The organism is Nonomuraea sp. K271, from assembly GCF_009908215.1.
In the GTDB taxonomy this organism is placed as follows: domain Bacteria; phylum Actinomycetota; class Actinomycetes; order Streptosporangiales; family Streptosporangiaceae; genus Nonomuraea; species Nonomuraea longispora.
Map to the genome: position 1 here is coordinate 1 of NZ_JAAAHR010000027.1, position 26381 is coordinate 26381.

Annotated in this window: 19 protein-coding genes; 10 read left to right on the forward strand and 9 right to left on the reverse strand. The window is 70.4% G+C overall.

Annotated elements, in window-relative coordinates:
• The first annotated feature begins 366 nt into the window (after window positions 1-366).
• The gene (locus GUY59_RS50675; RefSeq protein ID WP_138206170.1) at window positions 367-1773 is read left to right on the forward strand and encodes a dihydrolipoyl dehydrogenase family protein; all 1407 of its coding nucleotides are present in this window, start codon (window positions 367-369) and stop codon (window positions 1771-1773) included.
• A 37-nt stretch (window positions 1774-1810) separates the two neighbouring features.
• Here GUY59_RS50675 and GUY59_RS12460 read toward each other — a convergent pair whose 3' ends face one another.
• The 3 genes from GUY59_RS12460 to GUY59_RS12470 are packed head-to-tail and all read right to left on the reverse strand — an operon-like array spanning window position 1811 to window position 4518.
• Entirely contained in the window at window positions 1811-2248 is a 438-nt protein-coding gene (locus tag GUY59_RS12460; RefSeq protein WP_138206172.1) for an STAS domain-containing protein, read from the reverse strand.
• A gap of 60 nt (window positions 2249-2308) precedes the next feature.
• A complete protein-coding gene (locus tag GUY59_RS12465) occupies window positions 2309-3310 on the reverse strand; it encodes a hypothetical protein (protein WP_138206174.1) in 1002 nt (333 codons plus the stop codon).
• Window positions 3307-4518, reverse strand: a complete 1212-nt coding sequence (locus tag GUY59_RS12470) for a hypothetical protein (RefSeq protein WP_138206176.1) — start codon at window positions 4516-4518, stop codon at window positions 3307-3309. The genes GUY59_RS12465 and GUY59_RS12470 overlap by 4 nt, the downstream gene beginning before the upstream one ends.
• A gap of 318 nt (window positions 4519-4836) precedes the next feature.
• On the opposite strand from GUY59_RS12470, the gene GUY59_RS12475 reads away from it, so the two are divergent.
• The 5 genes from GUY59_RS12475 (at window position 4837) to GUY59_RS12495 (ending at window position 11270) form a co-directional block, all read left to right on the forward strand.
• The gene (locus GUY59_RS12475) at window positions 4837-6981 is read left to right on the forward strand and encodes a transglycosylase domain-containing protein (protein WP_138206178.1); all 2145 of its coding nucleotides are present in this window, start codon (window positions 4837-4839) and stop codon (window positions 6979-6981) included.
• A gap of 193 nt (window positions 6982-7174) precedes the next feature.
• Window positions 7175-8146 (forward strand): LacI family DNA-binding transcriptional regulator, encoded by a 972-nt coding sequence (locus GUY59_RS12480; RefSeq protein WP_138206180.1) that lies wholly within the window; start codon window positions 7175-7177, stop codon window positions 8144-8146.
• Between the two features lie 10 nt (window positions 8147-8156).
• Window positions 8157-9377, forward strand: a complete 1221-nt coding sequence (locus GUY59_RS12485; RefSeq protein ID WP_161714515.1) for a serine/threonine-protein kinase — start codon at window positions 8157-8159, stop codon at window positions 9375-9377.
• Between the two features lie 304 nt (window positions 9378-9681).
• Complete coding sequence (locus GUY59_RS12490; protein ID WP_138206184.1) at window positions 9682-10752, forward strand: lytic polysaccharide monooxygenase auxiliary activity family 9 protein; 1071 nt, start codon at window positions 9682-9684, stop codon at window positions 10750-10752.
• Complete coding sequence (locus GUY59_RS12495; protein WP_138206186.1) at window positions 10749-11270, forward strand: hypothetical protein; 522 nt, start codon at window positions 10749-10751, stop codon at window positions 11268-11270. The genes GUY59_RS12490 and GUY59_RS12495 overlap by 4 nt, the downstream gene beginning before the upstream one ends.
• Window positions 11271-11439: 169 nt before the next feature.
• Here GUY59_RS12495 and GUY59_RS12500 read toward each other — a convergent pair whose 3' ends face one another.
• Both GUY59_RS12500 and GUY59_RS12505 read right to left on the reverse strand, forming a co-directional pair.
• Complete coding sequence (locus tag GUY59_RS12500; RefSeq protein WP_138206188.1) at window positions 11440-14073, reverse strand: glycoside hydrolase family 9 protein; 2634 nt, start codon at window positions 14071-14073, stop codon at window positions 11440-11442.
• The gene (locus tag GUY59_RS12505) at window positions 14016-16913 is read right to left on the reverse strand and encodes a glycoside hydrolase family 48 protein (RefSeq protein WP_252375156.1); all 2898 of its coding nucleotides are present in this window, start codon (window positions 16911-16913) and stop codon (window positions 14016-14018) included. The genes GUY59_RS12500 and GUY59_RS12505 overlap by 58 nt, the downstream gene beginning before the upstream one ends.
• Before the next feature lie 357 nt (window positions 16914-17270).
• Between GUY59_RS12505 and GUY59_RS12510 the strand changes: the two genes are divergently transcribed.
• Window positions 17271-19586 (forward strand): glycoside hydrolase family 6 protein, encoded by a 2316-nt coding sequence (locus GUY59_RS12510; protein ID WP_138206194.1) that lies wholly within the window; start codon window positions 17271-17273, stop codon window positions 19584-19586.
• 90 nt (window positions 19587-19676) lie between these two features.
• On the opposite strand, the gene GUY59_RS12515 is transcribed toward GUY59_RS12510, so the two are convergent.
• The 4 genes from GUY59_RS12515 to GUY59_RS12530 form a co-directional block, all read right to left on the reverse strand.
• Window positions 19677-20084: a J-domain-containing protein gene (locus tag GUY59_RS12515; RefSeq protein ID WP_138206190.1), complete on the reverse strand. Its 408-nt coding sequence runs from the start codon at window positions 20082-20084 to the stop codon at window positions 19677-19679.
• A 17-nt stretch (window positions 20085-20101) separates the two neighbouring features.
• On the reverse strand, window positions 20102-20998 hold the full coding sequence (gene folP, locus GUY59_RS12520; RefSeq protein ID WP_212746305.1) for a dihydropteroate synthase: 897 nt from the start codon (window positions 20996-20998) through the stop codon (window positions 20102-20104).
• 63 nt (window positions 20999-21061) lie between these two features.
• Complete coding sequence (locus GUY59_RS12525) at window positions 21062-21523, reverse strand: ATP-binding protein (protein WP_138200860.1); 462 nt, start codon at window positions 21521-21523, stop codon at window positions 21062-21064.
• A 97-nt stretch (window positions 21524-21620) separates the two neighbouring features.
• The gene (locus GUY59_RS12530) at window positions 21621-22670 is read right to left on the reverse strand and encodes an NAD-dependent epimerase/dehydratase family protein (protein WP_138200859.1); all 1050 of its coding nucleotides are present in this window, start codon (window positions 22668-22670) and stop codon (window positions 21621-21623) included.
• Window positions 22671-22913: 243 nt separating this feature from the next.
• Here GUY59_RS12530 and GUY59_RS12535 point away from each other — a divergent pair, with 243 nt between their 5' ends.
• Genes GUY59_RS12535 through GUY59_RS12545 form a run of 3 tightly spaced genes read left to right on the forward strand, consistent with a single transcriptional unit; the run spans window position 22914 to window position 26350 of the window.
• Window positions 22914-23963, forward strand: coding sequence for a polyprenyl synthetase family protein (locus GUY59_RS12535; protein WP_132334349.1), 1050 nt, complete (start codon window positions 22914-22916; stop codon window positions 23961-23963).
• Window positions 23964-23983: 20 nt separating this feature from the next.
• Window positions 23984-24922, forward strand: a complete 939-nt coding sequence (locus tag GUY59_RS12540; protein WP_138200858.1) for a 4-hydroxy-3-methylbut-2-enyl diphosphate reductase — start codon at window positions 23984-23986, stop codon at window positions 24920-24922.
• An 18-nt stretch (window positions 24923-24940) separates the two neighbouring features.
• Window positions 24941-26350, forward strand: a complete 1410-nt coding sequence (locus GUY59_RS12545) for a family 2B encapsulin nanocompartment shell protein (RefSeq protein ID WP_138200857.1) — start codon at window positions 24941-24943, stop codon at window positions 26348-26350.
• Window positions 26351-26381: the final 31 nt, after the last annotated feature.

Here is a 26381-nt window from a genome sequence, read left to right on the forward strand (position 1 = left end):
CCGCCCAGCCCCGTGTCCACCCCGCCCCGCGGAGCACCGTCATCGTCGTCGGCGGTCGTGAGGGAAACGGTGGGGACGGCCGCCGCCTGGGCGGGGACGGTCAGGGAGATCGTGCCGGCGCCGAGCCCGAGGGTGAGCGCGGTCGCGAGCAGGGCTCGCCGCAATTCCTGTGCCATGTGGATGCCTCCCGATGTGCTCGCCGCGGTCCGTCCGCGGCCTGCCTTCAGGCTCGGCGCCGCCGGTTGGACCACCATGAGCACGAGATGAAAGGGTTCTCACCCCGTCGGCGGGCCAGGTGGTTCGCGTCAGAAGGCGCCCTGGCGTGAAAGAGTTTCCTCACGTCCGACGATTGCTTGGGAGGCATGGGTGGCTGACGAGTTCGACGTCGTCGTGATCGGCGCCGGTCCCACTGGGGAGAACGTCGTGGACCGGGCCGTGCGCGGCGGTCTGACGGCCGCGGTCGTCGAGGAGCGGCTGGCCGGCGGCGAGTGCTCCTACTGGGCGTGCGTGCCGAGCAAGGCGCTGCTGCGGCCGGTCGATCTGGCGGGTGAGGTGGCGCGCGTTCCCGGGTTGGAGCTCGCGCCCATCGACGTGGCCGCGGTGCTGGCCCGCCGTGACGAGGCTGTAGGCCATTTCGACGACTCCGGACAGGTGGGGTGGATCGAGAGCGTGCCGGCCGAGTTCGTACGCGGGCGCGGCAGGCTCGACGGTCCCCGGCGGGTGCGCGTGGCCCTGGCGGACGGCGGCGAGCGGGTGCTGACGGCCCGGCATGCCGTGGTCGTGGCGACGGGCAGTTCGCCGGTCGTGCCTCCCGTCCCCGGGCTGGCCGAGGCGGCTCCGTGGACAAGCCACGAGGTGACGGAGACCAGCGTGGTCCCCGAGCGGCTGGTGGTGCTCGGCGGCGGCGTCGTGGCGTGCGAGATGGCGCAGGCCATGCACGGGCTCGGCGCGCGTCAGACCACGCTGGTGGTGCGCGGCGACGGGCTGCTGAGCAGGATGGAGCCGTTCGCCGGCGACCTGCTCGCCCGCTCGTTCGCGGAGGCGGGCATCGAGGTGCGCACCGGCATCCAGGTCAGCCGGGTGGAGCGGCCGGAGCCCGGCGGGAAGGTGACGGTGCACCTGCCGGAGGGGCCACCGTTGGAGGCCGACGAGGTGCTGGTGGCCACGGGGCGCCGGCCCGCCACCCGCGACGTGGGGCTCGGCACGGTGGGCCTGCCCGACGACGTTCCGATCGAGGTGGACGACAGCATGCGGGCGACCGGGGTCTCCGACGGCTGGCTGTACGCCGTGGGCGACGTCAACGGGCGGGCGCTGCTCACGCATATGGGCAAATATCAGGCCAGGGTGTGCGGCGACGTGATTGCCGCGCGGGCTGGCGGTGACGAGTTGCCCGCGATGCGCGACGTGGCGGGCGGTTACGGCGCCCCTCAGGTGGTGTTCACGGACCCCCAGATCTGCGCGGTGGGCCGTACGGAGGCGGTGGCCCGCGCGGACGGGTTCCGGGTGCGGGCCGTCGACTACGACATGGGCGCGGTCACGGGCGCCTACCTCCTGGGCGACGGCTACCGCGGCCAGGCCAGGGCCGTCGTCGACGAGGACAGGAAAGTGCTGCTGGGCGTCACGTTCGCCGGGCCGGGGGCGGCCGAGTTGCTGCACGCCGCCACGATCGCGGTCACCGGCGAGGTGCCGCTCGACCGCCTGTGGCACGCGGTGCCGTCATTCCCGACGGTCAGCGAGGTGTGGTTGCGGCTGCTGGAGACGTACGGACTCTGAGGCGCGGGGCGGCTCGCCGTACGTGAGCCCGTCTCGCTCAGCCTCGCCTGTCGCGGCCGGAGCCCCTGAGGACCACGCGCGGCGGAGCCCGTCCTGACGACTCGTCACCCGCCCGCACCATCAGCTCGGCCACGACCTGCTCGACGCTGTCGGCCAGTTCCACGTGGGAGAGCAGGTCCGTCAGGCGCAGCACCGACAGCAGGTGGTGGTCCGGCTGGACGAGGATGATCTCGCCACCGCTGCGCTCCTCCTCCATGCGCTGCATCGCCATCGCCAGTACCCCGATGACCGACGAGTCGTAGAAGTCCAGGTCGTGCAGGTCGAACACGAGCACGGGGCCCGCGGACCAGTCCCACACGGACGTGATGCACGTGCTGAGCCTGACCCTGCCGTCATGGTCGAGCTCGCCGCTTGCGCGTATGACCGTGCAGTGCACGTATCGGGTGGCTTCGATTCGCAATCCGCGCTCGGTCATCCATACAGACTGCCCTCAGCACGGCGTTCTCACGGATGATGTCGGATTTCGCTGGTACGGCTAGTGCGAGGTGCCCGACTCCAGGGTGGCCTGCGCGCCCCGGCCGGAGGCGACGAAGACCAGCAGCGGGGAGGTCGTCGGACTGGACAGCTCCAGCTCCGTCACGTTGCCGCAGGCCCGCTGCTCGAACTCCACGGCCTCGCCGTCCCTGACGTTGAGCACCCGCTCCACCCTGGGGCCCGCCGTGCCGAGGAGTTTCTTGGTGGCGTGCCGCAGCCAGCGCAGTTCGCTGTTGACCCGGCGCCACGACGCGGGGATGAGGCTGGCCGTCTCCGCCTTGGTGCCGAGCCTCAGCGTGACGCGGCCGGTCGCGCCGAAGGTGTCCTTCAGCACGGGGTTGACCACGAACATGCCGGCCCGCAGCACGCGTACGCCCTGCCGGTTGAGGTTGGCGAGACCGCCGGCGCTGATCAGCGTGGACAGCTCGCAGCGGGAGCCGTCGAGCGTGTCAGGGTCGAAGTCCACCTCGGGCGGCTCGTCGAGCACGACCTTGTCGAGGCGCACGCCGGCCACCCCGTCGGGGGCGATGCGCTTGGAGACGATGCGGCGCACCTCCTCGCCGATGCCGTCGCCCTCCATGATGTCGAGCGCCTCGATGCAGACGAGGCCGTCGTCGGGGATCTCCTCGGCCGCGAGGTCGAAGGCGACCTTGGCGTGCGAGCGCCGGCCTTTCAGCAGGACGCACTGGCGCAGCCGGCCCTGGGAGCGGATCTGTACGAGCCGCGTCAGCGGGCCGCCCGGCGCGGGTTTGCCGGTGTGCCAGCCGCTCACGGACCGGTCGTCGGCGGACAGCGTCAGCAGCACCCGCAGCGGGCGCCCCTGTGCGGCGACCTTGAACCCGGCCAGTCCGGAGGTCTCGAATCTGCCGACGATGTGGCTGCCCCTGTGCAGCCGGTCGGTCACCTGAAGGGAGGGGACCTGCCCGCTGAGCAGGTGCACGGGCGGTATGGCGGGCAGGATCACCTGGTCGAGGTCGGTGTCGGATCCTGTGCTGCCGGTCATCGGATGCTCCTCTCGGGGGTGATGGTGGTGGCCAGCGCTGCCGGGTCGTTGAAGTCGAATCGGGTGAGCACGGGCTCGCGCCGCTCCCACATGCGGGCTACGGCTCGGTAGAGGGGGTCGCCGTCGCGTTCGACGTGCCGGAGGTTGACGGCGACCGCACGCGCGTGGTCCTCCGCTCCGTGTTGCCAGTGCGGCAGGAGGTGGGTGGGGACGTCGGCGCCGCAGCGGCGCAGCCAGAGCCACAGGCGGGCGCGCTCGCGCTGCTCGGGGCCGAGGAACGACTCGCCCTTGGCGTGCCTGCCGATGGCCTCCTCCAGCAGGGCGCGGTGGCCGTCGGGCGAACGGGCCAGGTACGTGGCGCCGCAGGCGCTGCCCTCCGACCAGCCGGCCTGGATGACGGGGATGCCGAAGGCGGGCAGGTCGCTGTCCCTGAAGGTGACGCCCACGTCCGTCACGCTCCACAGGATGTTGGTGGACAGGGCGCCGGTGACGCACTTCACCCGGGAGTGACCGTTGGCGACGGGGTCGAGGAACAGCCAGTTCGCGGACTCATCGGACGCGGCGAACTCCGCCGTCGCGTCGTACAGTTCGGTGTCCTGCCCCGGGGTGTGGCCGAACACGGCGATCGTCGGCCGGTCGGCGTCGATGCCGAGGCGGGCGCAGCCGTAATAGCGCAGCTGGCGGCGTTCGGTGTCCGTACGGAGCTGGTATCCGGTCTTGGCCCGCCAGGCGACCCGTTCCGCGCCTGGCCTGATCGTGTCCCTGTGCGGCCACACGTGCCGTTCGAAGAACGCGCCGACCCTGGCGGGCAGCTCGTCGAAGAAGGAGCATGGGCCCTGGTCGGGGAACATGGTGTACGCCTTCACCGACCCGGTGCCGTGGACGTGCACGACGGGGACGTCCCTGGGCACCGCGCGGTCGGCGCAGCCGGTGACAAGCGCGACGGGCGGCAGCCGCGGCTGGACGTCGTCCGCGGCGCCGAACGCCTCGGCGAGGCCCCGCCACTCGGGGCCGGTCAGCACGACCAGCCGCGCCGCGAGCAGGTCGCACACGGCCCTGGCGACGAGCAGCGTGCGCGTCACGCTCCTGATGTCGTCGTCGTACGCCTCCGCCACGACGCAGCCGTCACCGCTGGGAGCGTCTCCCCAATATGATCTGGCGGCCGAGAGCAGACGGTCGAAGTCCGCGCCATCTCCGACACCACGCATAAGACCCTCCACCAAGGCCAGCAGGAAACGCCCTGGCCGACGTTGCCAGACGGGTGGCGGGGGACCCGCCAGACAACACGCTTCTTTGCCCTCGGCTGGTGGAAATCGGCCGATCGCGAGGAGAAAGATCGCCACAGCCCGCACAGGGGGCTCATGCAGCACGAACGTCGGATATGCCTATGAAAACGGGAAAACCAGCTCTCCAGCGCGAACTAACTCTCGCCCCACGGGGTCCAAGGTTTTACATGGAACAGGTCATGGCTGGGTTTAGGATGCACCCGAATGCCAAGAGGGGGAGGTATTGCCAGCATGTCCCGTATGTCGAGTATCGCGCGCCTGACCGGTGCGGCGGTCGCTGCAGGCGTGGTGACCGCGGCCATCGCGCTGCCCGCGGTGGGAGGCACGGGCGCGATGTTCGTCTCGGCATCGGAAGAGCTCGGCATCAAACCTGAGGAGCTCAAGGAGCCCCCGCTCGCCGAGAAGACGACGGTGCTCGACGCCAAGGGCAACCAGATCGCGCAGTTCTACGAGGAATACCGGGAGAACGTCAAGCTCGCCGACGTAGCCGAGATCATGAAGACGGCCGTCATCTCGATCGAGGACTTCCGCTTCTACGAGCACGGCGCGATCGACATCGAGGGCACCATCCGGGCCCTGGCCAAGAACCTCAGCTCGGGCGGCATCGCCCAGGGCGGCTCGTCCATCACCCAGCAGTACGTCAAGCAGGTGCTGCTCAACTCGGCCACCACCACGAAGGAGAAGAACGCGGCGCTGGAGGCCAGCTACGCCCGCAAGCTCAGGGAGCTGCGATACGCGATGGCGGTCGAGGAGAAGTACACCAAGGACCAGATCCTCGAGAAGTACCTCAACATCGCCTACTTCGGGGCCGGTGCCTACGGCGTCGAGGCGGCCGCCAAACGTTTCTTCGGGGTCGACGCCGGCAGCCTGAACCTGGTGCAGTCCGCGACCCTGGCCGGCGCCGTGCAGGACCCCAACGCGACCGACCCCAACCTCGGCAGGGAGCAGCGCCAGCGGCTGCTGCACCGGCGCAACGTGGTGCTCGACAGAATGGCCGAGCTGGGCAAGATCACGCCCGAGCAGGCCAAGGAGGCCAAGACCGAGAAGCTCGGCTTCGACAAGGGCCAGCCCCTGCCCGGCGGCTGCGGGGCCAGCGAATACCCGTACTTCTGCATGTACGTGCGCAACGAGATCCTCAGCAACAAGATCTTCGGCGCGACGAAGAAGGCCAGGACCCAGTTCCTCAACCGGGGCGGCCTGACCATCCAGACCACGCTCGACCCGAGGATGCAGAAGGCCGCCGACCGGGCCATCAGGAGGCACGTCTTCGCCTCGGACAAGGCGGTCGCCTCCGAAGCCCTGGTGGAGCCGGGCACGGGCGCGATCAAGGCCATGGCCGCCAGCCGCAAGTACGGCAACAACAAGCGCAAGAACGAGATGTCGTACAACGTGGTCGCCAACGCGCTGCACGGCGGCGGCACCGGCTTCCAGGCGGGCTCGACGTTCAAGGTCTTCACGCTGCTCACCGCGCTCAAGGAGGGCATGAAGATCAACGACGGGGTGAGCACCGGCAGCGGTTACCGCGCGCCCTCCTACTCCGCGTTCAAGAACTGCAAGGGCGAGAACATCGGCGACCCCAGTCACACCGTCACCAACGCCGAGGGGGGCGGCGGCGGCTTCAAGTCGCTGGCCACCGGCACCTGGGGCTCGGTGAACACCTTCTTCGTGGCGCTGGAGCAGAAGGTCGGGCTGTGCGACACGATCAAGACGGCCAAGTCGCTGGGCATCGAACGCTCCGACGGGCTGCCGCTGACGGAGTTCGAGACGTTCACCCTCGGCACCAACGAGATGGACCCGGTGACCGTGGCCACCGCCTACGCGGCGATCGGCGCCAGGGGCAAGTACTGCAAGCCCATGGCCATCACGAAGATCACCGACCGCTACGGCAAGGTGAAGACGTACAAGCCCGACTGTAAGCAGGCCTTCGATGCCGAGGTCGCGGACGCCGCGTCGTACATCCTGGAGGGCGTCTTCACCAAGGGCACGATGCGCGGCGTCGGCGGCATCGGCCGTCCCGCGGGCGGAAAGACCGGCACCACGGACGACCAGGCAGCCGCCTGGTTCGCCGGGTACACCCCGGATCTGGCGGGGGCGGTCAGCATCGGCGACACGCGCGGCGCGCAGCAGCACAAGCTCAACGGCGTCACCATCGGTGGCCGCTACTACAGCTCGGTCTTCGGCGCTTCGATCCCGGGACCGATCTGGAAGGACACCATGATCGGAGCGCTGAAGGGCGTGCCGGAGACCGACTTCCACCCGATGAACACCTCCCGCTTCGGCGGCTGCGGCGGGAGCTGCCAGCCCGTGCAGCCCGACCGGTCGGAGTCCGACGATGACGGCGAGGCCGACGCCGAGCTTGAGGACGCGGACGTGGACCTCGGGTGACACGAACGGAAACCCGGAAATGCGGAATGGGTCCAGCGAAATGGCAGGGCCTGCGGCGTTCCGCGAACCGTTGAACTGAGGGAATGGGAGTGCGTCCGTACAGCAGGACGCACTCCTTGCAAAGGCCCTATTAACAACGGCGAAACATTGGTAACGTGGGAGCGCTCCCAGGGATCTTTCCGCGAGGTGCTCCATGACCGAGCAGCCCACACTGGCACAAGTGGCGGCCGCTGCAGGGGTTTCCCCCGCGACCGCATCACGAGTCCTCACCGGCTCGGTGCGGGTCAGCACTTCGACCCGCCGCCAAGTCTACGACGCCGTATCCCGAATGGGCTACGTACGGCAACGCGCACCACGGGGAACTGCTGCGAAAACCATGGCCGACGGGGTCACGGCGGTGATCTGTGACCACCTGCCCCGCCTTTTCTCCGAACCCTATTACGCCAGACTTCTCTCGGCGGCCGGCAGCGTGATCACCGAACACGGCACCCACCTCATGGTGACCACCGTCCCGCCCACGTCGTCCACGCTGCCCGCCCTGTCGGGCGCGGTGCTCATCGTGGGCGCGAGAGAGCGCCACCCGCTGGCGATCAAGTTATCGACCGCGGGCATCCCGGTGTGCAACATCGGCCGCCCGCCCCACGACCTCAAACTCCCCTACGTCGACGTCGACAACCTCGACGGCGGCCGCCAGGCGGCGGAGCACTTCCTGCTGGCCGGCCGCCGCAACGTCGCCGCCATCGGCGGCCCGCCCTCGTTACCCGCCGCGCGTGACCGATTGGACGGCCTGGTACGCACCCTCCAGGCGGCGGGCGCACCCGACGTGCCCGTGGCCTACGGCGACTTCACCGCCGCGTCCGGCACCCACGCCATGCAGTGGTTGTTACGCCACGCTCCCGGGCTCGACGCCGTCTTCGTCGCCTCCGACCTGATGGCGGCGGGAGCGATCCAGGCGCTGCGCAGGGCGGGGCGCAGGGTGCCGACCGACGTGGCGGTCATCGGGTTCGACGACGCCCCCGTCGCCAAGCACACCGTTCCCACGCTGACCACCGTCCGCCAGCCCGTCGAGGAGCTCGCCACGGTCGCCACCCGGCTACTCCTGACGGGGGCCACGGGCATCGACCCCGTTCTCCCCACGGAACTGGTCGTCCGTGAGTCGGCTTGAGCCTGGGGATGTGCTGGCCCGCCGGTATCTGCTGCTGGATCCGCTGGCCCGCGGGGGCATGTCGGTCATCTGGCGTGCCTTCGACCAGTCCCTCCACCGGATGGTCGCGGTCAAGGTGCTCACTTCGTCGCTCCACGCCGACCACGGCGAGCGCGTCAGCGTACGCAGCGAGGCACGCGCCGCGGCCAGGTTCTTCCACCCCGACTCGATCGCGATCTACGACTACGGCGAGACCGTCACCACGGGCGGCGGGGTCGCGGCCTTCGTGGTGATGCCGCTGCTCGACGGCACGCCGCTGGGCGAGCGCGTCGAGCAGGGCCCGCTGCCGTGGACCGAGGCCGCGGCCATCGCGCTACGGCTGGCCAGGGTGCTGATGGCCGGGCACGCCCGCGGCCTGGTCCACAGGGATGTCACGGCCGAGAACGTGCTGCTCACCGCCGACGGCCCCAAACTGCTCGACTTCGGCATCGCGGCCTGGGCGGGCGACCCCGACGACGACCGCGGCACCCCGCCCTACGTCGCCCCAGAGCGGCTGCAGGGCGCTCCCACCCATCCCGCGGTCGACGTGTACGCCCTGGGCGTGTTGCTGCACACCATGCTCACCGGGCGGACCCCGTACCCGGAGACGACGTGGGAGGAGATCGAGGCGGCCAGGAGGACGGCGCCGCCGCCCCGGGTGCCCGGCGTGCCCTACGCCGTCGCCACGCTGTGCCAGCGCTGCCTGGCGCACCGGCCGGAGGAGCGGCCGGCCGCGGCGGAGATCGTCTCGGCGCTGACCGCCGCGCTCGGCGCGGCCACCCTGGGCCGGCATGTCAGGCGCGCGCTCACGGTCGCGGGCTCCGCGACGGTCGCGCTGTCGCTCCTGCTCTGGTTCCAGCACTCGGAGCTACGGTCACCGCAGCATGCCGCGCCGCCACGGCCGTCGCCCACCTCCGCGCTGGTCGAGAGCTCGCCGGCCACGGCGATCACCGTCGAGCAGGCGGTGGCCGGCTTCAGGACCACGCTGGAGGACAGGACGCCGTGCGGAGCGACGGACGCCGACGTCGTGCTCGACCTCAACCAGGTGCTGAACGCTCTCGTCGCGCCGCACGGCCCCGCGGCGTCGGGCGGGACCCAGCGCCTGCGCGTCAAGCTCTCCGACCGCATGCGGGAGGGCCGGCTGGCGCCTGCCTGCCTGAGCGAGCTGGAGGCCAGGCTCGACGACATCGAGGCCGCCCTCGGCGCGAATTGATGAGGGGTACGGCAGCACCAGCCGTACCCCTCCTACGCGCGGCCGCGCCCCTCGCAAAGCACGGCCGCGCGAGCGCGTGCCTCATGCTCCCGCATTTCTGGCAGTGTACTGGGAGCGCTCCCAGCCTGCACTATTCCGGCACGCCTGATTACGGCGGGCACATCACGCCGAGGCCCGTGACCAGGATCGGTTGAAAGTTTCACGGCGCGTTGTCGGCCCGGCCTCGCCCGTGGTTCAATGCGCTGGCCGGGCGGGCTGGTCATGGGCAGGTTCTCCTCTGTCGTCAGCACAAGGGAATCCCCCCATGAAATGGTTCAAGTCGGCGGCGATCACCGCCGTCATGGTTCTCATCACGAGTGTCCTGATGGTGCCCTCACCGGCACAGGCCCACGGCGTGACCATGTTCCCCGGCAGCCGCACGTTCCTGTGCTGGCAGGACGGCCTGCGGGACAACGGCCAGATCCAGCCCTACAACCCCGCCTGCGCCGACGCGGTCGCGCAGAGCGGAACGACCCCTCTGTACAACTGGTTCGCCGTGCTGCGCTCCGACGGCGCGGGACGGACCAGCGGATTCATCCCCGACGGGCAGATCTGCAGCGGCGGCACCGGCGGGCCCTACGACTTCTCCGCCTACAACGCGGTCCGTTCCGACTGGCCGCTCACCCACTTGACCGCGGGCGCCGACATCCAGATGCGGCACAGCAACTGGGCCGAGCACCCCGGCGACTTCAACTACTACATCACCAAGAACGGCTGGAACCCGAACGGCCCGCTCAAGTGGTCCGACCTGGAGCCGTTCGGCAGCGTCACCGACCCGCCCAAGAACGGCGGCCCCGGCGGGCTCGGCTACTACTACTGGAACGCCCAGCTCCCGTCCGGCAAGAGCGGGCGGCACATCATCTTCACCCACTGGATCCGCTCCGACAGCAACGAGAACTTCTACAGCTGCTCCGACGTCGTCTTCGACGGCGGCAACGGCGAAGTGACCGGAGTCGGCCCCGGCGGCGGCACGCCGGGCCCCGATCCCGACCCCACGGTCACGCCGACCGACCCGCCTCCCGGTGACAGCGGCTGCACCGCGACGTGGAAGGCCACCGACAACGGCTGGGCCGGCCACTTCCAGGGCGAGGTGACCGTGCGCAACACGGGCGACAGCGCGCTGAACGGCTGGACGGTCTCCTGGACCTACAGCGGCGGCCAGGCCTTCGACGGCACACCGTGGAACGGCGTCCTGTCCGGGCAACCACCCAACGTGACCGTCAAGAACGCCACCTACAACGGTCAGCTGGCGCCGGACGCGACCACCTCGTTCGGCTTCAACGCGACCGGCTCCATCCCCAACCCCGCACCCACCCTGACCTGCACCAGTCCGTGATCAGAACGCGTCGCGGGCTTGTCGCGGCGACCGTCACCCTGGCCGGCCTGACCCTGGCCGGGGTGATGTTCCTCGCGGGCAGGCAGCCCTCCGCCCAGCTGAACGACGAGCTCGCCGCGCAGGTGACCATGATCCTGGAACAGGCCTCGGCCGGCGAGCACCACGCACACGGCCACCACTTCGAGTCGAACGTCGTGTGCGCCGTGGAGCCCTTCGGGACCGAACCGGCGAACGCGTCCTCCCTCGTCGAGGTGAAGTGGGTCTACGCCCGCCATTTGTGCGCCATCACCGGCGAGAGCAGCGAGTGGTCGGTCTCCGTACGCGCCTCGGGGCCCATCGCCGTACGCCTCGGCATCCCGCCCATGGTCAAGGTGCCCGAGGCGGGGGTGGGTTACCCGGAGCGGGTCAGGCGGCTCATCCCCCCGCGCTACCACGAGGAGGCGTTCGCGGGCTTCTCCGGCGACGCCGCCATCGAGGCGGCGAAGGAACGCTTCGCGCAGGCCGACTCTGCCAGGTGACGGAACACGAACGGACGCGGCGCCGACTGGAGGTATCGGGCCGCGTCCGTCCCATCCGGGCGGGATGTGTCACAAGGCAGGAATGGTGCTTAGCCTCACCTCCTCATACGCAGCCGGGGGCCGACGGGTTCGACCCGGGGTCAGATGGCGCAGGCGCGGCAGACGCCGCTCATGCGGGAGTGCAGCTGATCGGATCCGGTGTGGCGGCGGTTCCGCTCGCGACGAAGCCGAACGTGGCCGAGGCACCGGGGGCGAGCGAGCCGTTCCACGCCTCGTTCGCGACGGTGACGGCCGAGCCGGAGACGGTGTGCCTGCCGCCCCAGAGCTGGGTGATCGAGCCCTGCGACGTCCAGGCGACCCGCCAGCCGCCGATCGCCTCCGTGCCGCCGTTGCGCACCGTCACCTCGGCCTGGTACGCGCCGCCCCAGGAGTTCGTCACCTCGAACTCCGCCGTGCACCCGCTGGTGGGCGCTGGCGTGTCCGAGGTGGTGAACGTCGCGGCGCCGGACGGCGGCGAGGAGTTGCCCGCCGCGTCCCTGGCCACCACGTGGGCGGTGTACTCGGTGGAAGGGGTGAGCCCGATCAGGTCGTAGGACGTGCTCGTGGCCGTGCCTACCTTGGTGGACCCCAGGTAGACGTCATAGCCGGCCACTCCCACGTTGTCCGTGGAGGACGTCCAGCCGAGCCTGGCGGTCGAACCCGTGATCGCGGAGACCGCGGGCGTGCCCGGCTTGCTGGGCGCAGTGTCGTCCTCCACGTCCGGACCAGGGGGCTCACCCCAGATCGTGGAGTCGCCGCTGTGCAGGGTGATGCGCTCGGTTCTCTCCGGCGTCGCGCCGGGCGTGGTGGGTATGCCCTGGTACGACCAGTCGTCGGCCGGGTCCCACGTGCCCGCGCTGGAGATCCTGAACTGCACCTCCCTGCGGTGCTGCGACTGTCCTGCCGGGGCGATGTCCTCGCCCGAGCAGTCGATGCGCACGTAGTACGTGGAGCCGCCCGCGGTTTGATGGTCGCGCTCACTTGGCCCTCGCTGGTCACGCAAGCTACCGCTCTCGGGCCTGAGCGTTCGCCGCTCCGCGTGGAGCGTGGGCTGCGCGCACTGCGTGTAGGCCGACGACACGGTGATCTGCGAGGCCGTCGTCGAGCCGTCGAGGGTGAAGTAGTAGCGCAACGAACCGTCGGACAACACCCTGGCGGGCCAGGCCGACCGGTTGCGCACGATGGCCTTGATCTCCGTGAAGCCCGGACCCGTCGCGTTGACACCGGCCTCGACGAAGAGCTCGGGCCCGTCCGGGGTCTCCTCCTGCGGGAAACCCGCCGCGGGTGCGCCCCCGTACTCCTGGTAGAGCCGGGCCAGCGCGCTGGTGAAGCCCGCGTTGTAGTCGGTGGCGACCTCGTTCATGACGTAGTCGTCACGCTCGTCGGTGTAGGCGTCGTCCGGGGCGGGCGGGCCGCCGACGAGGGCGCCGTACAGGGTGTGGCGGGTCCGCTCGGGGTTGGTGATCTGGTCGCTCCACGAGCCGTGCGCCGTACGGTGGTGCGGGTTCTCCGGCGGGTTGTTCCCGAACCCGATCACGTACGACGAGCCGCGCGGGTTGTCGCCGAGCGCGTAGTCGATCTGGCTGACCGCGAAGTCGTGGTAGCGGGCCTTGCGGGTCGCGTCGGTGATCGAGTCGCTGTGCACGAGCGCCGCGAACGCGGTGTTGGCCGCGTACCTCAGGGAGCCCCACCGGTCGAGCACGGCCTGCCCGCCGGGCGAGTACGCCACCTTGGAGCCGTTCACGCCGACCGTCCACCAGTCGAGCCAGCGGTTGGCGTCGTCGAGGTAGCGCTGCTTGCCGGTGAGCTTGTGCAGCAGCACGTATGCGCCGTACGACTTGTCGTCCCAGGCGATCGTCCACTTGTACGACTTGGTGCTGGTCTGCGGCTCGTTGCCGAGGTCGTCGTAGCCGGCCTCGGCCTTGGCCAGGTAGGAGGCGTCGTCCGTGGCCCGGTGGAGCCAGATCGCGCCCCACACCAGCTCGTCGTTGTAGCCGCTCCAGGAGTTGTAGTAGCTGGAGGCGTCGGTGATGCACTCGGTGTACTTCCTCCTGACGGTGTCGGCGAAGGAGTACAGCTGCTTGGCGTGCGTCACCAGCGTGTCGGCGTACGCCGGATCTGTCGGGCGGAAGACGATCGAGGAGGCCGCCATCGCCGCCGCCGTCTCCCCCGCCAGGTCCGACCCGCCGCACGAGGCGTCGATCCGGTACGCCGGCCGCTCCATCCCCATCGCCTCGGCCGGGCCCCACCAGGCGTGGTCCGTGCCGCCGTTGCCGACCTGCCCGTAGAGCACGTTCGGCGACGGGTGCGCCTTGACGAAGTAGTCGTTGACGAACCTGAGATTGTTCAGCAGGTGGGTGAGCTGGCCGGAGTCCTCGTAGGCGTCGCGGTACTCCACCGCGCCCCAGGCCAGCATGGTGGCGGAGAACGCCATCGGGAAGCCGAACTTGACGTGGTCGCCCGCGTCGTACCAGCCGCCCGTGAGGTCCACGCCCACGTCGTCGCCGTCGTTCATGGCCGAGTCGCCGCGCCAGGAGACGCGGTTCCATCCGGGCAGTTCGCCCGACTGCTGGGCCTCGTAGAACCACAGGGACTTCTGCAGCGCCTCGCCGTAGGCGAAGGCGGGCTCGGCGGCGCGGGCCGCCGGCCCCGCCCCTGTCACCAGGGGCAGGACCAGCGACACCGCGGCTATGAAGGCTGCCCTTCTCACGGGAAGAGCCGCCCGTACTCGGCGAGCGCGACGGCGACGTCCACCTGCGCCCAGAACCGGTGGTAGTTGAAGACCGGAGCCTCGCCGCCGTTCAGGAAGGCCTCGACCTTCGGCCAGTCGGGATCGTCCTCGTAGAACGACCTGATCGAGAGGAACGTGGAGTCCTCGTTGATCGGGTCGCCGTTGGGCATCTCGCCGCTCCAGCCCGGCGGCACGTACACCGGGTCGGTGACGCGGCGGTAGTCGGCCTTGGTCTCCGGCACCGACACACCGGCCTCGTCGCGGTTCGCCCAGACGCCGTCGAGCAGCGCCTTGGCCGTGTCACGCGCCTCGGCGTGGTCCGCCCTGGCCGCGTAGTACATCAGCACCTTGGCGTACGAACCGGCGACGCCCACGTCCTGCGTGTGGTCCAGGACGGTCACGTGCAGGTCCGGGTTGGCCGGTGGCATTCCGGACGTGGCGGAGAAGTCACCCGCGGGCGCGCCGCTCCACCGCAGCGTCGACGGGATCTCGTAGCTGCCGTCGGCGTTGACGGTGGTGTTGTCGAGCGCCCACTCCACCCACTTGTCGAGCAGTGCCTTGGCGTCGGCGTTGCCGGTGACGTTGTAGAGCTCGGCCACCCGCTCCATCGTCCAGGCCTGGAAGCCGAACCACTGGTTCGAGGGCGGGTCGTGGTAGACCGGCTGCCAGTCGTAGGTCATGCCGTGGAACCGCGGCAGGTCGCTCGGCGGGGTGCCGTAGTGGCCCTCCCAGCTGTTGGTCGCGCCGCCGGCGATCCCGCCCTCGTCCGACTGCAGCCAGGTGTAGAACTGCAGCTGGCGGGTCAGGCTGGTGCTCCAGTCGGACGCGCCGGTCGCGCTCTTCGGCTTGAGCTCGGCCACGTTGGACAGCGCCCAGGCCGCGAACGGGTTCTGGTAGCCGGCGTGGTTGTGGCTGGAGCCGATGCGCCAAGCCCATCCCGCGTTGGAGTCCGTCGCGCCGCCCCAGGCGTAATACCAGTTCAGCAGGTACGCGGCGGAGTTCTTGCCGGAGCCCGCCGGGCACGAGGGGCTGGTGCAGCCGGGCTGCTTGAAGTACTTGTCGTACATCGCGTAGCGCAGGTAGTCGCCCATCTTGGCGGCCTTGGCCACCGTCTCGGAGATCTCCGACTCCTTGTCCTGCTCCTTGGCCCAGGTCAGCGCCCAGTACGCCACCTGCACGGCCCGCGCGTCGGCGTCGGGGGCGTTGGTGTACTTCCACTGCTCGGCGTAGGCGCTGTCCTCGATGAACAGGTCCAGGTAGCCGTTCGGCCCGCCGTGCTCGAACGTGTCGCAGGACGGCTGCGGGATCGTCTCGAAGACCGACTCCTCCGGGCCGCGCTGGTAGGTGTTGATGTAGGCGGGCCTGGTCGTGCCGTCGCCGCAGCGGCCGAAGCCGTAGGTGTTGTCGACGTCGAGCAGCCAGTGCATGCCGTAGATGTCGCGGGTGCCGTACGCGCTCTGCAGCTCACTGGCCAGCGGGTCGGAGCCCACGGTGACGCCGGTGTCCATCTCGGTCGGGTAGTTGCTGATGTCGAGGTGCTCGGAGGCGTACGTGGCCGGCTTGGACGGGTCGTAGAACGCGTTCGTCGGCTGGTCCTCCGTCGACGGGATGATGTACGTCTCCAGCGAGGTCCACGCGTCGTTGAACTTCGACCAGTCGCCGGTGACCTGCCCGTAGACCGCCTCCAGCCACAGGTAGTAGCTGTAGGCCTCGGACGTGGTCTCGTGCCCGTGGTCCGGCGCCTCGACCATGAACGTCTCGATCGAGTGGTACGGCACGCCCTCGGGCGAGAAGTAGCCGTTGTCCGGGTCGTGCAGCTCGTTGTAGAGCTCGACGAAGCGCTGGACGTACTCGTTGCCGCCGCCGACGTCATTGTCCGCCTCGTTGGCGGTGACCTCGACGGGGTCGTAGCCGGTGGCGCCGACCCGGAAGACTGCCGAGCCGCTGGTCGTGTCGGAGTCGTCGGCCGCCTCGAGCGTGACGTTCTGCTCGGTGTCCCAGTTGGACGTGGTGAACTGCCTGGTGGCGCCGCTGGAGACGGTGAGGTCCGCGTCGCCGCTGGCGCGGGCGACGGAGACGCTCACGTTGGCCGAGGGCGCCTGCGACAGCTTCACTCCGAAGCTCGCGGTGCCGCCCTCGGGCACGGACAAGGTGGTGGGGCTGACGACGAGCGCGGGGCCGGTGTTCTGCGTGACGGTGATCCCGACGGGCGCCGAGGTCGTGGTCGCGCCGCCGTTGTCGGTGGCCCGTGCGGTGATCGAATAGCTGCCCGCCGCCACGCCGGTCCAGTTGTAGGCGTACGGCGCCGAGTTGTCGGTGCCGAGCAGGGTGGAGCCCTGGTAGAAGTCGACCTTCGAGATCGTGCCGTCGGAGTCGGCCGCGTTCGCCGCGATGGCCACGCTCGCCGGTGCGGTGTAGGTCTGGCCGGCCGACGGCGAGCTCAGCGACACGGTGGGGGCGGCGTTGCTGCCCTCGCCGCCGCAGGTGGTGCCGTTGACGCTGAACGACGTGGGGTCGGGGTTGCTGCCCGTCCAGGTGCCGTTGAAGCCTACGGAGACGGACGCGCCGGCGGCCAGGTTGCCGTTCCACGGCATGTTGGCGCCGGTGACGCGGGTGCCGGCCTGGCTCCACTGGGCGCCCCACCCGCTCGGGGTGTACTTCTGACCCGTGGTCGGGTAGTCGAAGGCCAGCGTCCACGAGCTGAGCGCGTCGCCGGTGTTCTTCAGCGTGATGTTCGCGGTGAAACCGCCCTGGTCGGGGCCGCTCGTCCATTGACTGGTCGTGTAGGTGACGTCACAGGCCACGGCCGCCTGGGCGGGAGCGGCGGCCACGGCCGCGGTCGCGCTCGCCACGAGGACGAGGGTCGTGGCCACGGCCAGTCGCCTCGATAAGCGCGTCAGGATGGGGGGAGGTCTGTACTTCACGGGGTCTCCAGGGAGTAGGGGGTGTGGGAGCGCTCCCACGATGGATTGTGGATGCGCTCCGGCGTATGTCAACGGAACGGCTTCCCGGCGACCCCCACGCTTCCTCTCACCAGGCTGCCCGGGATGAAAGTTTCACCCCCGTCATGGGGCATTCGGCGAGCATGCGGGGCGGCGGAGAGCCCGGCGGGAGCGGGGCCCTGTACACAGCCGCGAGTCCGGCTCACCATGGGAGCGCTCCCAGCCACCTAGCACTGGAGATGATCGCTCGTGAGACTCCAACGCGGCCTCCGCAAATGGGCCGTGACCATGACCGCCGTGAGCGTCGCGGCCCTGGGCCTCGTCGTCGGCCAGAGCACGGCCGCGAGCGCCGCGGTCGCCTGCGACGTGACCTACTCCGCCAATTCGTGGACGAGCAGCCCTGGTCAGGGCGGTTTCACCGCGAACATCACGCTGAAGAACACCGGCGACGCGCTCAGCTCGTGGACGCTGGCCTTCGACTACCCGACCACGGGTCAGAAGTACACCCCGAGCGGGTGGGGCGCCCAGTGGAGCCAGTCCGGCACCCGCGTCACCGGCACCAGCATGTCCTACAACGGCGGGCTGGCCGCCGGCGCGTCCGTCTCCGTAGGCTTCAACGGCACCTGGACGGGCAGCAACCCCGACCCCACGTCGTTCAGCGTCAACGACACAACCTGCGGCGGCACCACCCCGGCCAACCCGACGGTGACCACCTCGACCAGCGCGGTCGCCGTGAACGAGGGCGGCACCGCCACGTTCACGACCCGGCTCTCCTCTGCCCCCAGCTCGAACGTCACCGTCACCACCACCCGCACCAGCGGCGACGCCGACCTGACCGTCGGCTCCGGCGGCTCGCTGACCTTCACCCCGTCCAACTGGAACACCCCGCAGACCGTGACCCTGGCCGCGGCCCAGGACAGCGACACCCAGGCGGGCACGGCGTCCTTCAGCGTCACCGGCACCGGCGTCGCCGGCACCACGGTCACCGCGACGGAGGTGGACGACGACGCCACCACGGAACAGTCGATCATCGTCTCGCCGACGTCGGTGACCGTACCCGAGGGCTCGACCGGCACGTACACCGTGCGCCTGGCCCAGCAGCCGGCGTCGAGCGTGACCGTCACCTCGGCGGCGGGCAGCGGCGACGCCGACCTGACCGTCGGCTCCGGCGGCTCGCTGACCTTCACCACCTCCAACTGGAACACCCCGCAGACCGTGACCCTGGCCGCGGCCCAGGACTCCGACACCGCCAACGGCACCCGCGCCTTCACCGTCGCCTCAGCCGGCCTGACCTCCCGGACGGTCACCGCCACCGAGGCCGACGACGACGGCGGCCCCAACCCCGGCCAGCACGTCGAGAACCCGTACGCCGGCGCCACCGGCTACGTGAACCCGAACTGGTCGGCCAAGGCCGCGGCCGAGCCCGGCGGATCCGCGGTGGCCGACGTCTCGACCGCCGTGTGGATGGACAGGATCGCCGCCATCGGCGGCTCCGCCGACGCCATGAGCCTGCGCGAGCACCTCGACGAGGCCGTCAGCCAGGACGCCGCCAACGGCTCCGCGCCGCTGACCATCCAGGTCGTCATCTACAACCTGCCCAACCGCGACTGCGCGGCGCTGGCCTCCAACGGCGAGCTGCGCATCTCGGAGGACGGGTTCAACCGCTACAAGAACGAGTACATCAACCCCATCGCCGACATCCTGGACGACCCGCAGTACGCCAACCTGCGCATCGTCACGATCATCGAGCCCGACTCGCTGCCGAACCTGGTCACCAACATCGACGCCTTCGAGGACTGCCGCGAGGCGAACGGCCCCGGCGGCTACCGTGACGGCGTCCGCTACGCGCTCGACCAGCTGCACGCCATCTCCAACGTCTACACCTACGTCGACGCCGCCCACCACGCCTGGCTGGGCTGGGACTCGAACTTCCAGCCCGCGGTCGACCTGTTCCACGAGACCGTCGCCGGCACCCAGGCCGGCGTGGACAGCGTGGACGGCTTCATCGTCAACACCGCCAACTACTCGATCACCACGGAACCCCACTTCACCGTCAACACGACGGTGAACGGCACCTCCGTCCGCCAGTCGGACTGGGTGGACTGGAACTACTACATCGACGAGCTCACGTTCGCCCGCGACCTGCGCGACCGCCTGATCGCCAAGGGTTTCAGGAGCGGGCTCGGCATGCTGATCGACACCTCGCGCAACGGCTGGGGCGGCCCCGACCGCCCGAGCGGCCCGAGCTCGTCGACCGACGTCAACCAGTTCGTCGAGGAGTCCCGTGTCGACCAGCGCATCCACGCCGGCAACTGGTGCAACCAGAGCGGCGCGGGCATGGGCGAGCGGCCGACCGCCAGCCCGGCGAGCGGTCTGGACGCCTACGTCTGGGTCAAGCCTCCCGGCGAGTCCGACGGCTCCAGCGAGGAGATCGACAACGACGAGGGCAAGCGGTTCGACCGGATGTGCGACCCGACCTACACCGGCAACGACCTCAACGGCAACAACCTGACGGGCGCGCTGCCTGACGCGCCGATCTCGGGCCAGTGGTTCTCGGCGCAGTTCCGCGAGTTGCTGGCGAACGCCTACCCTCCGATCAACTGAGGCCCGGCAGGCCGGTGGGATCCGCCTGACCCGGATCCCCCGCCCGCCCGAGAGGGGCCCGGGCGCACGAGAGTGCCGCCCGGGCCCCATTCACGTCACGCCCCGCGCCCTGCGCCACTCCGAGACGATCCCGTCGACGTCGTAGGGCATCAGATTGAGCGGCGGGCCCGACAACCCCGTCCTGATCGCCTTGCGGATGCGGCCGTTGATGCCCTCGATGACGCGCCTCACCTCGGCCTCCGTACGGGCGCCCCGCGCCTCGGCCAGCGCCTGCTCGGCATCCTTGCGCAGCGCCAGCGTGGGCGGCAGGGGCATCGACAGGCCCTCGCTCTCCACCTTCTGCTTGACCCACCACAACTCGCCCGGATCCCGGTCGAGGCCGGGCAGCGGCTTGCCCTTGCCCGGCAGGTCGTCGAACTCGCCGCGCGCCTCCGCCTCGCGGATCTGCCGGTCGATCCAGCTCTCGTAGGGCATCCCTGGTGGCTTGCGCTCGGTCACGTGCGGCTCTCCTCACGTCACAGGTTGTGGGCGGGGGCGATCGGGCCGCGCCAGCCGAGCACGGCCTCGGTCATGCGTACGGACGCGACCGTCGCGGCCACGTCGTGCACCCGCAGGACGCGGGCGCCTTTGAGGATCGCGACGACGTTGGCCGCGATCGTGCCCTCGGTGCGCTCGCCCTGAGGGCGGTCGAGGGTCTCGCCGATGAAGTCCTTGTTGGACAGCGCCACCAGCGTCGGGTAGCCCATCGAGGTGATCTCGTCGAGCCGGCGGGTGAGCTCCAGCGAGTGGTAGGTGTTCTTGTTCAGGTCGTGGCCGGGGTCGATGATGATGCGGTCGGGCGCGATGCCCGCCTTCAGGGCGAACTCGACCCGCTCGCGCAGGAACGCGGCCACCTCGGTGACGACGTCCGCGTAGCTGGGCCGCGCGATCCGCCGGCCGGGGCCGCCGAGGCTGTGGGTGACGACCACGCTGGCGCCGGTCGCCGCCGCGGTCTCCGCGATGCCGGGCTCGCGCAGGCCGTTGGTGTCGTTGATGACGTCGGCGCCGGCCTTGATGGCAGCCCGTGCCACCTCGGCCCTGTGCGTGTCGACGGAGATCACTGCATCCGTGACGGCTCTGACCTGGACGATCACCGGCACGACCCGCTCGATCTCCTCCTCGGCCGGGATCTGCTCCTGGTCGGCGCTGAAGGCGAACCCGCCGACGTCCACCCAGTCGGCGCCCTCGGCGACGGCCTTGCGCGCCGCCGCGACAGCGCCGTCGAGCGCGTAGGTGCGGCCCCGGTCGTGGAAGGAGTTGGGAGTCCTGTTGACGATGGCCATGATGGCGACCTGGCGCTCGAAGTCGAACTCCCGCCGCCCGATGCGCCGGACCGGGGAGATGATCCCGAGCGAGGGTGTGTCGGCGCTCACGTGGTGATCCCTTTCCGTCCCCCCGAGCCTACCCGTCCCCCCGCCAGGTCAGACGGCCCGGGATCACCACATGGAGCCGCCCGCCCCCGGCCTCCCGGAGGCCGTGAACCCGATCTTCTCCCCGGCTCCGCGAACGCGTGGCCTTAACCGCATGGTGAGCCGGACGGTGGTGCCGCGCGGGCCGGTGCGGAACTCGGCCGCGTCGCACAACTCGCGGATCAGGAAGATCCCCCTGCCCGACGCCGCGAAGTCCGACGGAAGGTGGTGGCGGTCGAGGTACTCCTCGGGGATGCCCGTACCGCTGTCGGTGGTCTCCGCGTGGATGACCCCGTCGACCGTCCACAGCCTGAGGTGCCCGTGCCCGCCCGCGTGCTCGACGGCGTTGACCACGCTCTCGTGCACGGCCAGCACGAAGTCCTCCAGCCGTGAGCCGCTCAGCCCCGAGCGCTCCGCACAGCAGGCCACCGACCGGCGCAGCGTGGAGACGTCGTCGAGCGTGAAGGGCTGGGTCAACAGGGTGCGCATGGCAGGCCTCCCACCTCGCCTGGTCGCCGACGCGCAATATGTGGGGGGCACGACGTTCCGCTGAAGGTCTGTTCTGGCGTGGTCACGGGTCATCGGCTCAGGGGCGTCCTCCTACGCCGGTGGCGAGCTCGCGCATCCGGCGTACCGGCCCGCGGTCGGGGGCGAGCGGCCCGGTGTCCATGCCGGCGCCGTCGCGCAGCCCGCGGAACAACTCCCCCATCGCCTCCTGCGACGAGTACTCCGGCGTCCAGCCCAGCACGTCCCTGGCCCGGCGCACGTCCATGAGCGGGATGCTCAATGCCAGCTCCAGGAGCCCCGGCGACGCCGGCACGAGCCGCAGCCGCCAGCCGGCCGCGACGGCAGCCCTGGCCATCTGCGACGACACGCGCACGGTGCGGGTGCCGAGCATCTCGGCGAGGTCGTACGGGTCGAGCACGGGCTCGGCGGCGAGGTTGAACGGGCCGCGTACGTCCTTGGTGACGGCCAGCCGGAAGGCCTCCGCCGCGTCCCGCGCGTGCAGCACCTGCAGCCGCAGCCCCGGGATGTCGGGGACGAACGGGATCACGCCCGGCCTGATCAGCCGCCGGGGGACGAACGGCCCGCCGAACAACCGGCGCTGCTCGGTGGCGGCGACCCGCTGGAAGATGAAGCCGGGCCGCATCCGCACCACGCGGATGCCCGGGTGGTCGTGCTCGAATACGTCGAGCACCCTCTCCACATAGGCCTTCTCCCGCCCGTACGCGGCGCCCGGCCAGCCGTGCGTAGGCCAGCTCTCGTCCACCGGCCGGTCCTTCGCCCCCGGAGAGTACGCCCCCACGGAAGAGGCGTGGACCAGCGCGGGCACCCCGGCCTCCGCCACGGCCCTGAACACCCGCATGCTGCCCAGCACGTTGGCCCGCCAGGTCGTCGCGGGATCCCTGGTCGGCTGGAACAACCAGGCGAGGTGGACCACCGCGTCGGCGCCGTCGAAGATCCGCACCAGGTCGTCGCTCGCCACGTCGGCCTGCCGCCAGTCGGTGCTGTCGGCCCGCCATCCGGGCAGTCTGCGGGCGACCCCGACGATCGAGCTCACGCCGCTGTCCGCGGCGAGCGCGCGTACGAGGCTCGTGCCGACGTTTCCTGTGGCTCCCACCACCACGACTCTCATGCGACCTCGCTGCCCCACGCCGGGAGCGCGAAACCCGGCGGGACCGCGCGCGGGCGGTCTGATCAGGTAGGCGGCCCGGCGGGCACGGTGGCGGCCTGCGGCGCGGAAGACGTCTGCCGCGTGTCAGCGAGCGGTAGTGGCCCGGTCGATCACAACGCCAGTACCAAAAGACACTTTACACTCTCCGTATTGGGTGACTAACTATTGGTAGCGACTCGGTCGGAGCGATAAGGAGCCGTTCGCATGCCGGTGAGCTTCACCCAGCACCACCTCGCTGCACGCGTTGACCGGAGATTGTCCGCCTTCCTCGACGACTGGCGGGCCCCCGTCTCCGACCCGGGTGTGGAGGCGGCCTACGGGCTGCTGACCGACTTCATCCTGAGCGGCGGCAAGCGCATCAGGCCGCAGCTGTGCTATTGGGGCTGGCGCGGCGCGGGCGGCGACGACTGCGACGAGATCATCAGCGCCGCCGCGGCCTTGGAGCTGTGCCACGCGGGCCTGCTCATCCACGACGACATCATGGACGGCAGCCAGTTGCGCCGGGGCCGGGCGACCGTGCACAGAAACCTGGCCGAGCTGCACACGGGCCCGGGCGCGGAGGCGTTCGGACAGGCGGGCGGCATCCTGCTGGGCACGCTCAGCCTCGCCTGGTCCGACGCGCTGCTGTCGTCGTGCGGGGCCGAGCCGCCGCGGCTGCGCGCCGCGCACCACCTGTTCGACGCCATGCGCACCGAGGTCATCAGCGGCCAGTACCTCGACATCCTCGGCCAGCTCCGCTCAGGGGCGAGCGTGGACGAGGCGCTCACCATGATCCGCTACAAGACCGCGAAGTACACCGTCGAGCGCCCGCTGCAGATCGGCGGCGCCCTGGCCGGCGCCTCGCTCGACTTGCTCGACTCCTACTCCGACTTCGGCCTGCCGCTCGGCGAGGCGTTCCAGCTCCGCGACGACATGCTGGGCACGTTCGGCACGTCGTCGGAGACCGGCAAGTCGGCGCTCGACGACCTGCGCGAGGGCAAGCACACGGTCATGTACGCGCACGCCGTGCAGCACGCAACGCCCGCCCAGCTCGCGCATCTCAGACGCTGGCACGGCGACCCCGAGCTGTCGGAGGAGCGCGCAGCGGAGCTACGCCAGATCCTGGCCGACACGGGGGCGCCGGCCAAGGTCGAGTCGATGATCGAGGAGCGCGTGAGCGCGGCCATGGCGGCGCTGACCGCGGCCCAGATCAAGCCGGAGGCGCAACAGGCACTGACCGTGCTGGCCGACCGGCTCGCACACCGTACGACGTGACGATTCGAAGGGGCATCCCGATGGGACGGGTACTTCTCGCTGCCCCGCGCGGCTTCTGCGCGGGCGTCGAACGTGCGATCACCACTGTCGAAGAGGCGCTCGACCGCTTCGGGCCACCCGTTTACGTGCGCAAGCAGATCGTGCACAACACGTCGGTGATCCACGACCTGACCAGGCGCGGCGCGGTCTTCGTCGACGAGCTCGACGAGGTCCCCGACGGCGCGCTCGTCGTCTTCTCGGCCCACGGCGTCGCGCCCGCGGTCAAGGAGGAGGCTCGGCTGCGCGGGCTCGCGACGATCGACGCGACCTGCCCGCTGGTCACGAAGGTGCACAAGGAGGCCGTGCGCATGGCCGAGGCGGGCTACGAGATCGTGCTGATCGGCCACGCCGAGCACGAGGAGGTCGAGGGCACCGTCGGCGAGGCCCCCGGCCGCATCCACGTCGTCGATCCGGCCCGCACCGAAGACGTCACCGCCGACGGCTCGGCGCCGGTGGGCTGGCTGTCGCAGACCACCCTGGCCGTCGACGAGACCATGCGCGCCGTCGAAGAGCTGCGCGGTCGCTTCCCCGGCCTGGCCGACCCGCCGAGCGACGACATCTGCTACGCCAGCCAGAACCGCCAGGAGGCCGTCACCGGCATCGCCTCCAGCTGCGACCTGGTCATCGTCGTCGGCTCGGCCAACTCCTCCAACTCCCGCCGGCTGGCCGAGGTCGCCGTCAACGCGGGCGCCGGCGCGGCCTATCTGGTCGACAGGGCCTCCGACGCCGACGAGCGGTGGCTCGCGGGTGTGCGGACCGTCGGGGTCAGCTCCGGCGCGTCCGTGCCGGAGGCGCTGGTCGAGGAATTACTCGGCTGGCTCGCCGCCCGCGGATACGCCGACGTCGAGGAGGTGACCTTGACCGAGGAGACCCTCACCTTTTCGCTTCCGCCCGAGCTCAGATCCCCACGCGAACCCTAACGAGATTGGTGGTGCACGATGACAGAAACGACCCAGTCCCACGCCCCGGAGGACGGCACGGGGCAGCTCAGCCTCAGCACCGATGCGGCCAGGCAACTCTCCACGACAACCAAGACGCCCCCGCAGATGCAGGAGATCACCTCGCGGTGGCTGCTGCGGCTGCTGCCATGGGTGCAGTGCTCCGGAGGGGTGTACCGCGTCAACCGGCGGCTGACCTACACCCTCGGCGACGGCCGCATCACGTTCAGCACGACCGGCTCCGACGTGCGGGTCATCCCCGCCGAGCTCACCGAGCTGCACGTGCTACGCGGTTTCGACGACATGGAGGTGCTCCAGGCGCTGGCCGATCGCTTCGCGCAACAGGAGATCGAGGCCGGCGAGAAGATCGTGACGGAGGGCGGCCCGGTCGACCGGCTGGTGCTGATCGCCCACGGCCGGGTGGGCAAGGTCAGCCGCGGCGCCTACGGCGACGAGCAGAACCTCGGCGTCCTGGCCGACGGTGACCACCTCGGCGAGCAGGTCCTGACAGGCGGCGGCGAGTTCGGGTTCACCGCGAGGGCCAAGACCGCCACCACCGTGCTGACCCTTTCCCGCCAGGACTTCGAGCAGGTGCTGGAGCGCTCGCCCGAGCTGCGCGCCCACGTGGAGAACCGGCGCACCAGTGTCGACCGCGCCCAGAACGACTATGGCGAGGCCGCGATCGACATGTCGGCCGGCCACACCGGCGAGGCCGTGCTGCCGGGCACCTTCGTCGACTACGAGCAGAGCCCGCGCGAGTACGAGCTGAGCGTGGCGCAGACGGTCCTGCGGGTGCACAGCCGGGTCTCCGACCTGTACAACCAGCCGATGAGCCAGCTCGACCAGCAGCTCCGCCTGACGATCGAGGCGCTGCGCGAGCGCCAGGAGCACGAGCTGGTCAACAACCGCGACTTCGGCCTGCTCCACAACACCGACTTCGGCCAGCGCATCCGCACCCGCTCCGGCCCTCCCACGCCCGACGACCTCGACGACCTGCTGTCCGTGGTGTGGAAGGAGCCCGCGTTCTTCCTGGCGCACCCGCAGGCCATCGCCGCCTTCGGCAGGGAGTGCAGCAAGCGCGGCGTCTACCCGCAGGCGAGCGAGGTCAACGGGCACCGCGTGCCGGCCTGGCGGGGCGTGCCGATCTTCCCGTGCAACAAGATCCCGGTCAGCGGCGCCCGCACCACGTCGATCATGCTCATGCGCACCGGCCAGGAGAACCAGGGCGTCGTCGGCCTGCACCAGACGGGCATCCCCGACGAATACCAGCCCAGCCTGTCGGTCCGCTTCATGAACATCAACGAGAAGGCCGTCATCTCCTACCTGGTCAGCGTCTACTACTCGGCCGCGGTCCTGGTGCCGGACGCGCTCGGGCTCCTGGAGGACGTCGAACTCGGCAGGAACGGCTGACCCGCTCAGGGTCCCAGTGATTGGTGGTGAT

Excerpts from the sequence above, each read along its gene's own strand:
- GUY59_RS12460 (WP_138206172.1), bottom strand. The coding sequence starts at position 2,248 with ATGACCGAGCGCGGATTGCGAATCGAAGCCACCCGATACGTGCACTGC.
- GUY59_RS12465 (WP_138206174.1), bottom strand. The coding sequence starts at position 3,310 with ATGACCGGCAGCACAGGATCCGACACCGACCTCGACCAGGTGATCCTG.
- GUY59_RS12470 (WP_138206176.1), bottom strand. The coding sequence starts at position 4,518 with ATGCGTGGTGTCGGAGATGGCGCGGACTTCGACCGTCTGCTCTCGGCC.
- GUY59_RS12475 (WP_138206178.1), top strand. The coding sequence starts at position 4,837 with ATGTCGAGTATCGCGCGCCTGACCGGTGCGGCGGTCGCTGCAGGCGTG.
- GUY59_RS12480 (WP_138206180.1), top strand. The coding sequence starts at position 7,175 with ATGACCGAGCAGCCCACACTGGCACAAGTGGCGGCCGCTGCAGGGGTT.
- GUY59_RS12490 (WP_138206184.1), top strand. The coding sequence starts at position 9,682 with ATGAAATGGTTCAAGTCGGCGGCGATCACCGCCGTCATGGTTCTCATC.
- GUY59_RS12510 (WP_138206194.1), top strand. The coding sequence starts at position 17,271 with ATGACCGCCGTGAGCGTCGCGGCCCTGGGCCTCGTCGTCGGCCAGAGC.
- GUY59_RS12525 (WP_138200860.1), bottom strand. The coding sequence starts at position 21,523 with ATGCGCACCCTGTTGACCCAGCCCTTCACGCTCGACGACGTCTCCACG.
- GUY59_RS12530 (WP_138200859.1), bottom strand. The coding sequence starts at position 22,670 with ATGAGAGTCGTGGTGGTGGGAGCCACAGGAAACGTCGGCACGAGCCTC.
- GUY59_RS12535 (WP_132334349.1), top strand. The coding sequence starts at position 22,914 with ATGCCGGTGAGCTTCACCCAGCACCACCTCGCTGCACGCGTTGACCGG.
- GUY59_RS12540 (WP_138200858.1), top strand. The coding sequence starts at position 23,984 with ATGGGACGGGTACTTCTCGCTGCCCCGCGCGGCTTCTGCGCGGGCGTC.
- GUY59_RS12545 (WP_138200857.1), top strand. The coding sequence starts at position 24,941 with ATGACAGAAACGACCCAGTCCCACGCCCCGGAGGACGGCACGGGGCAG.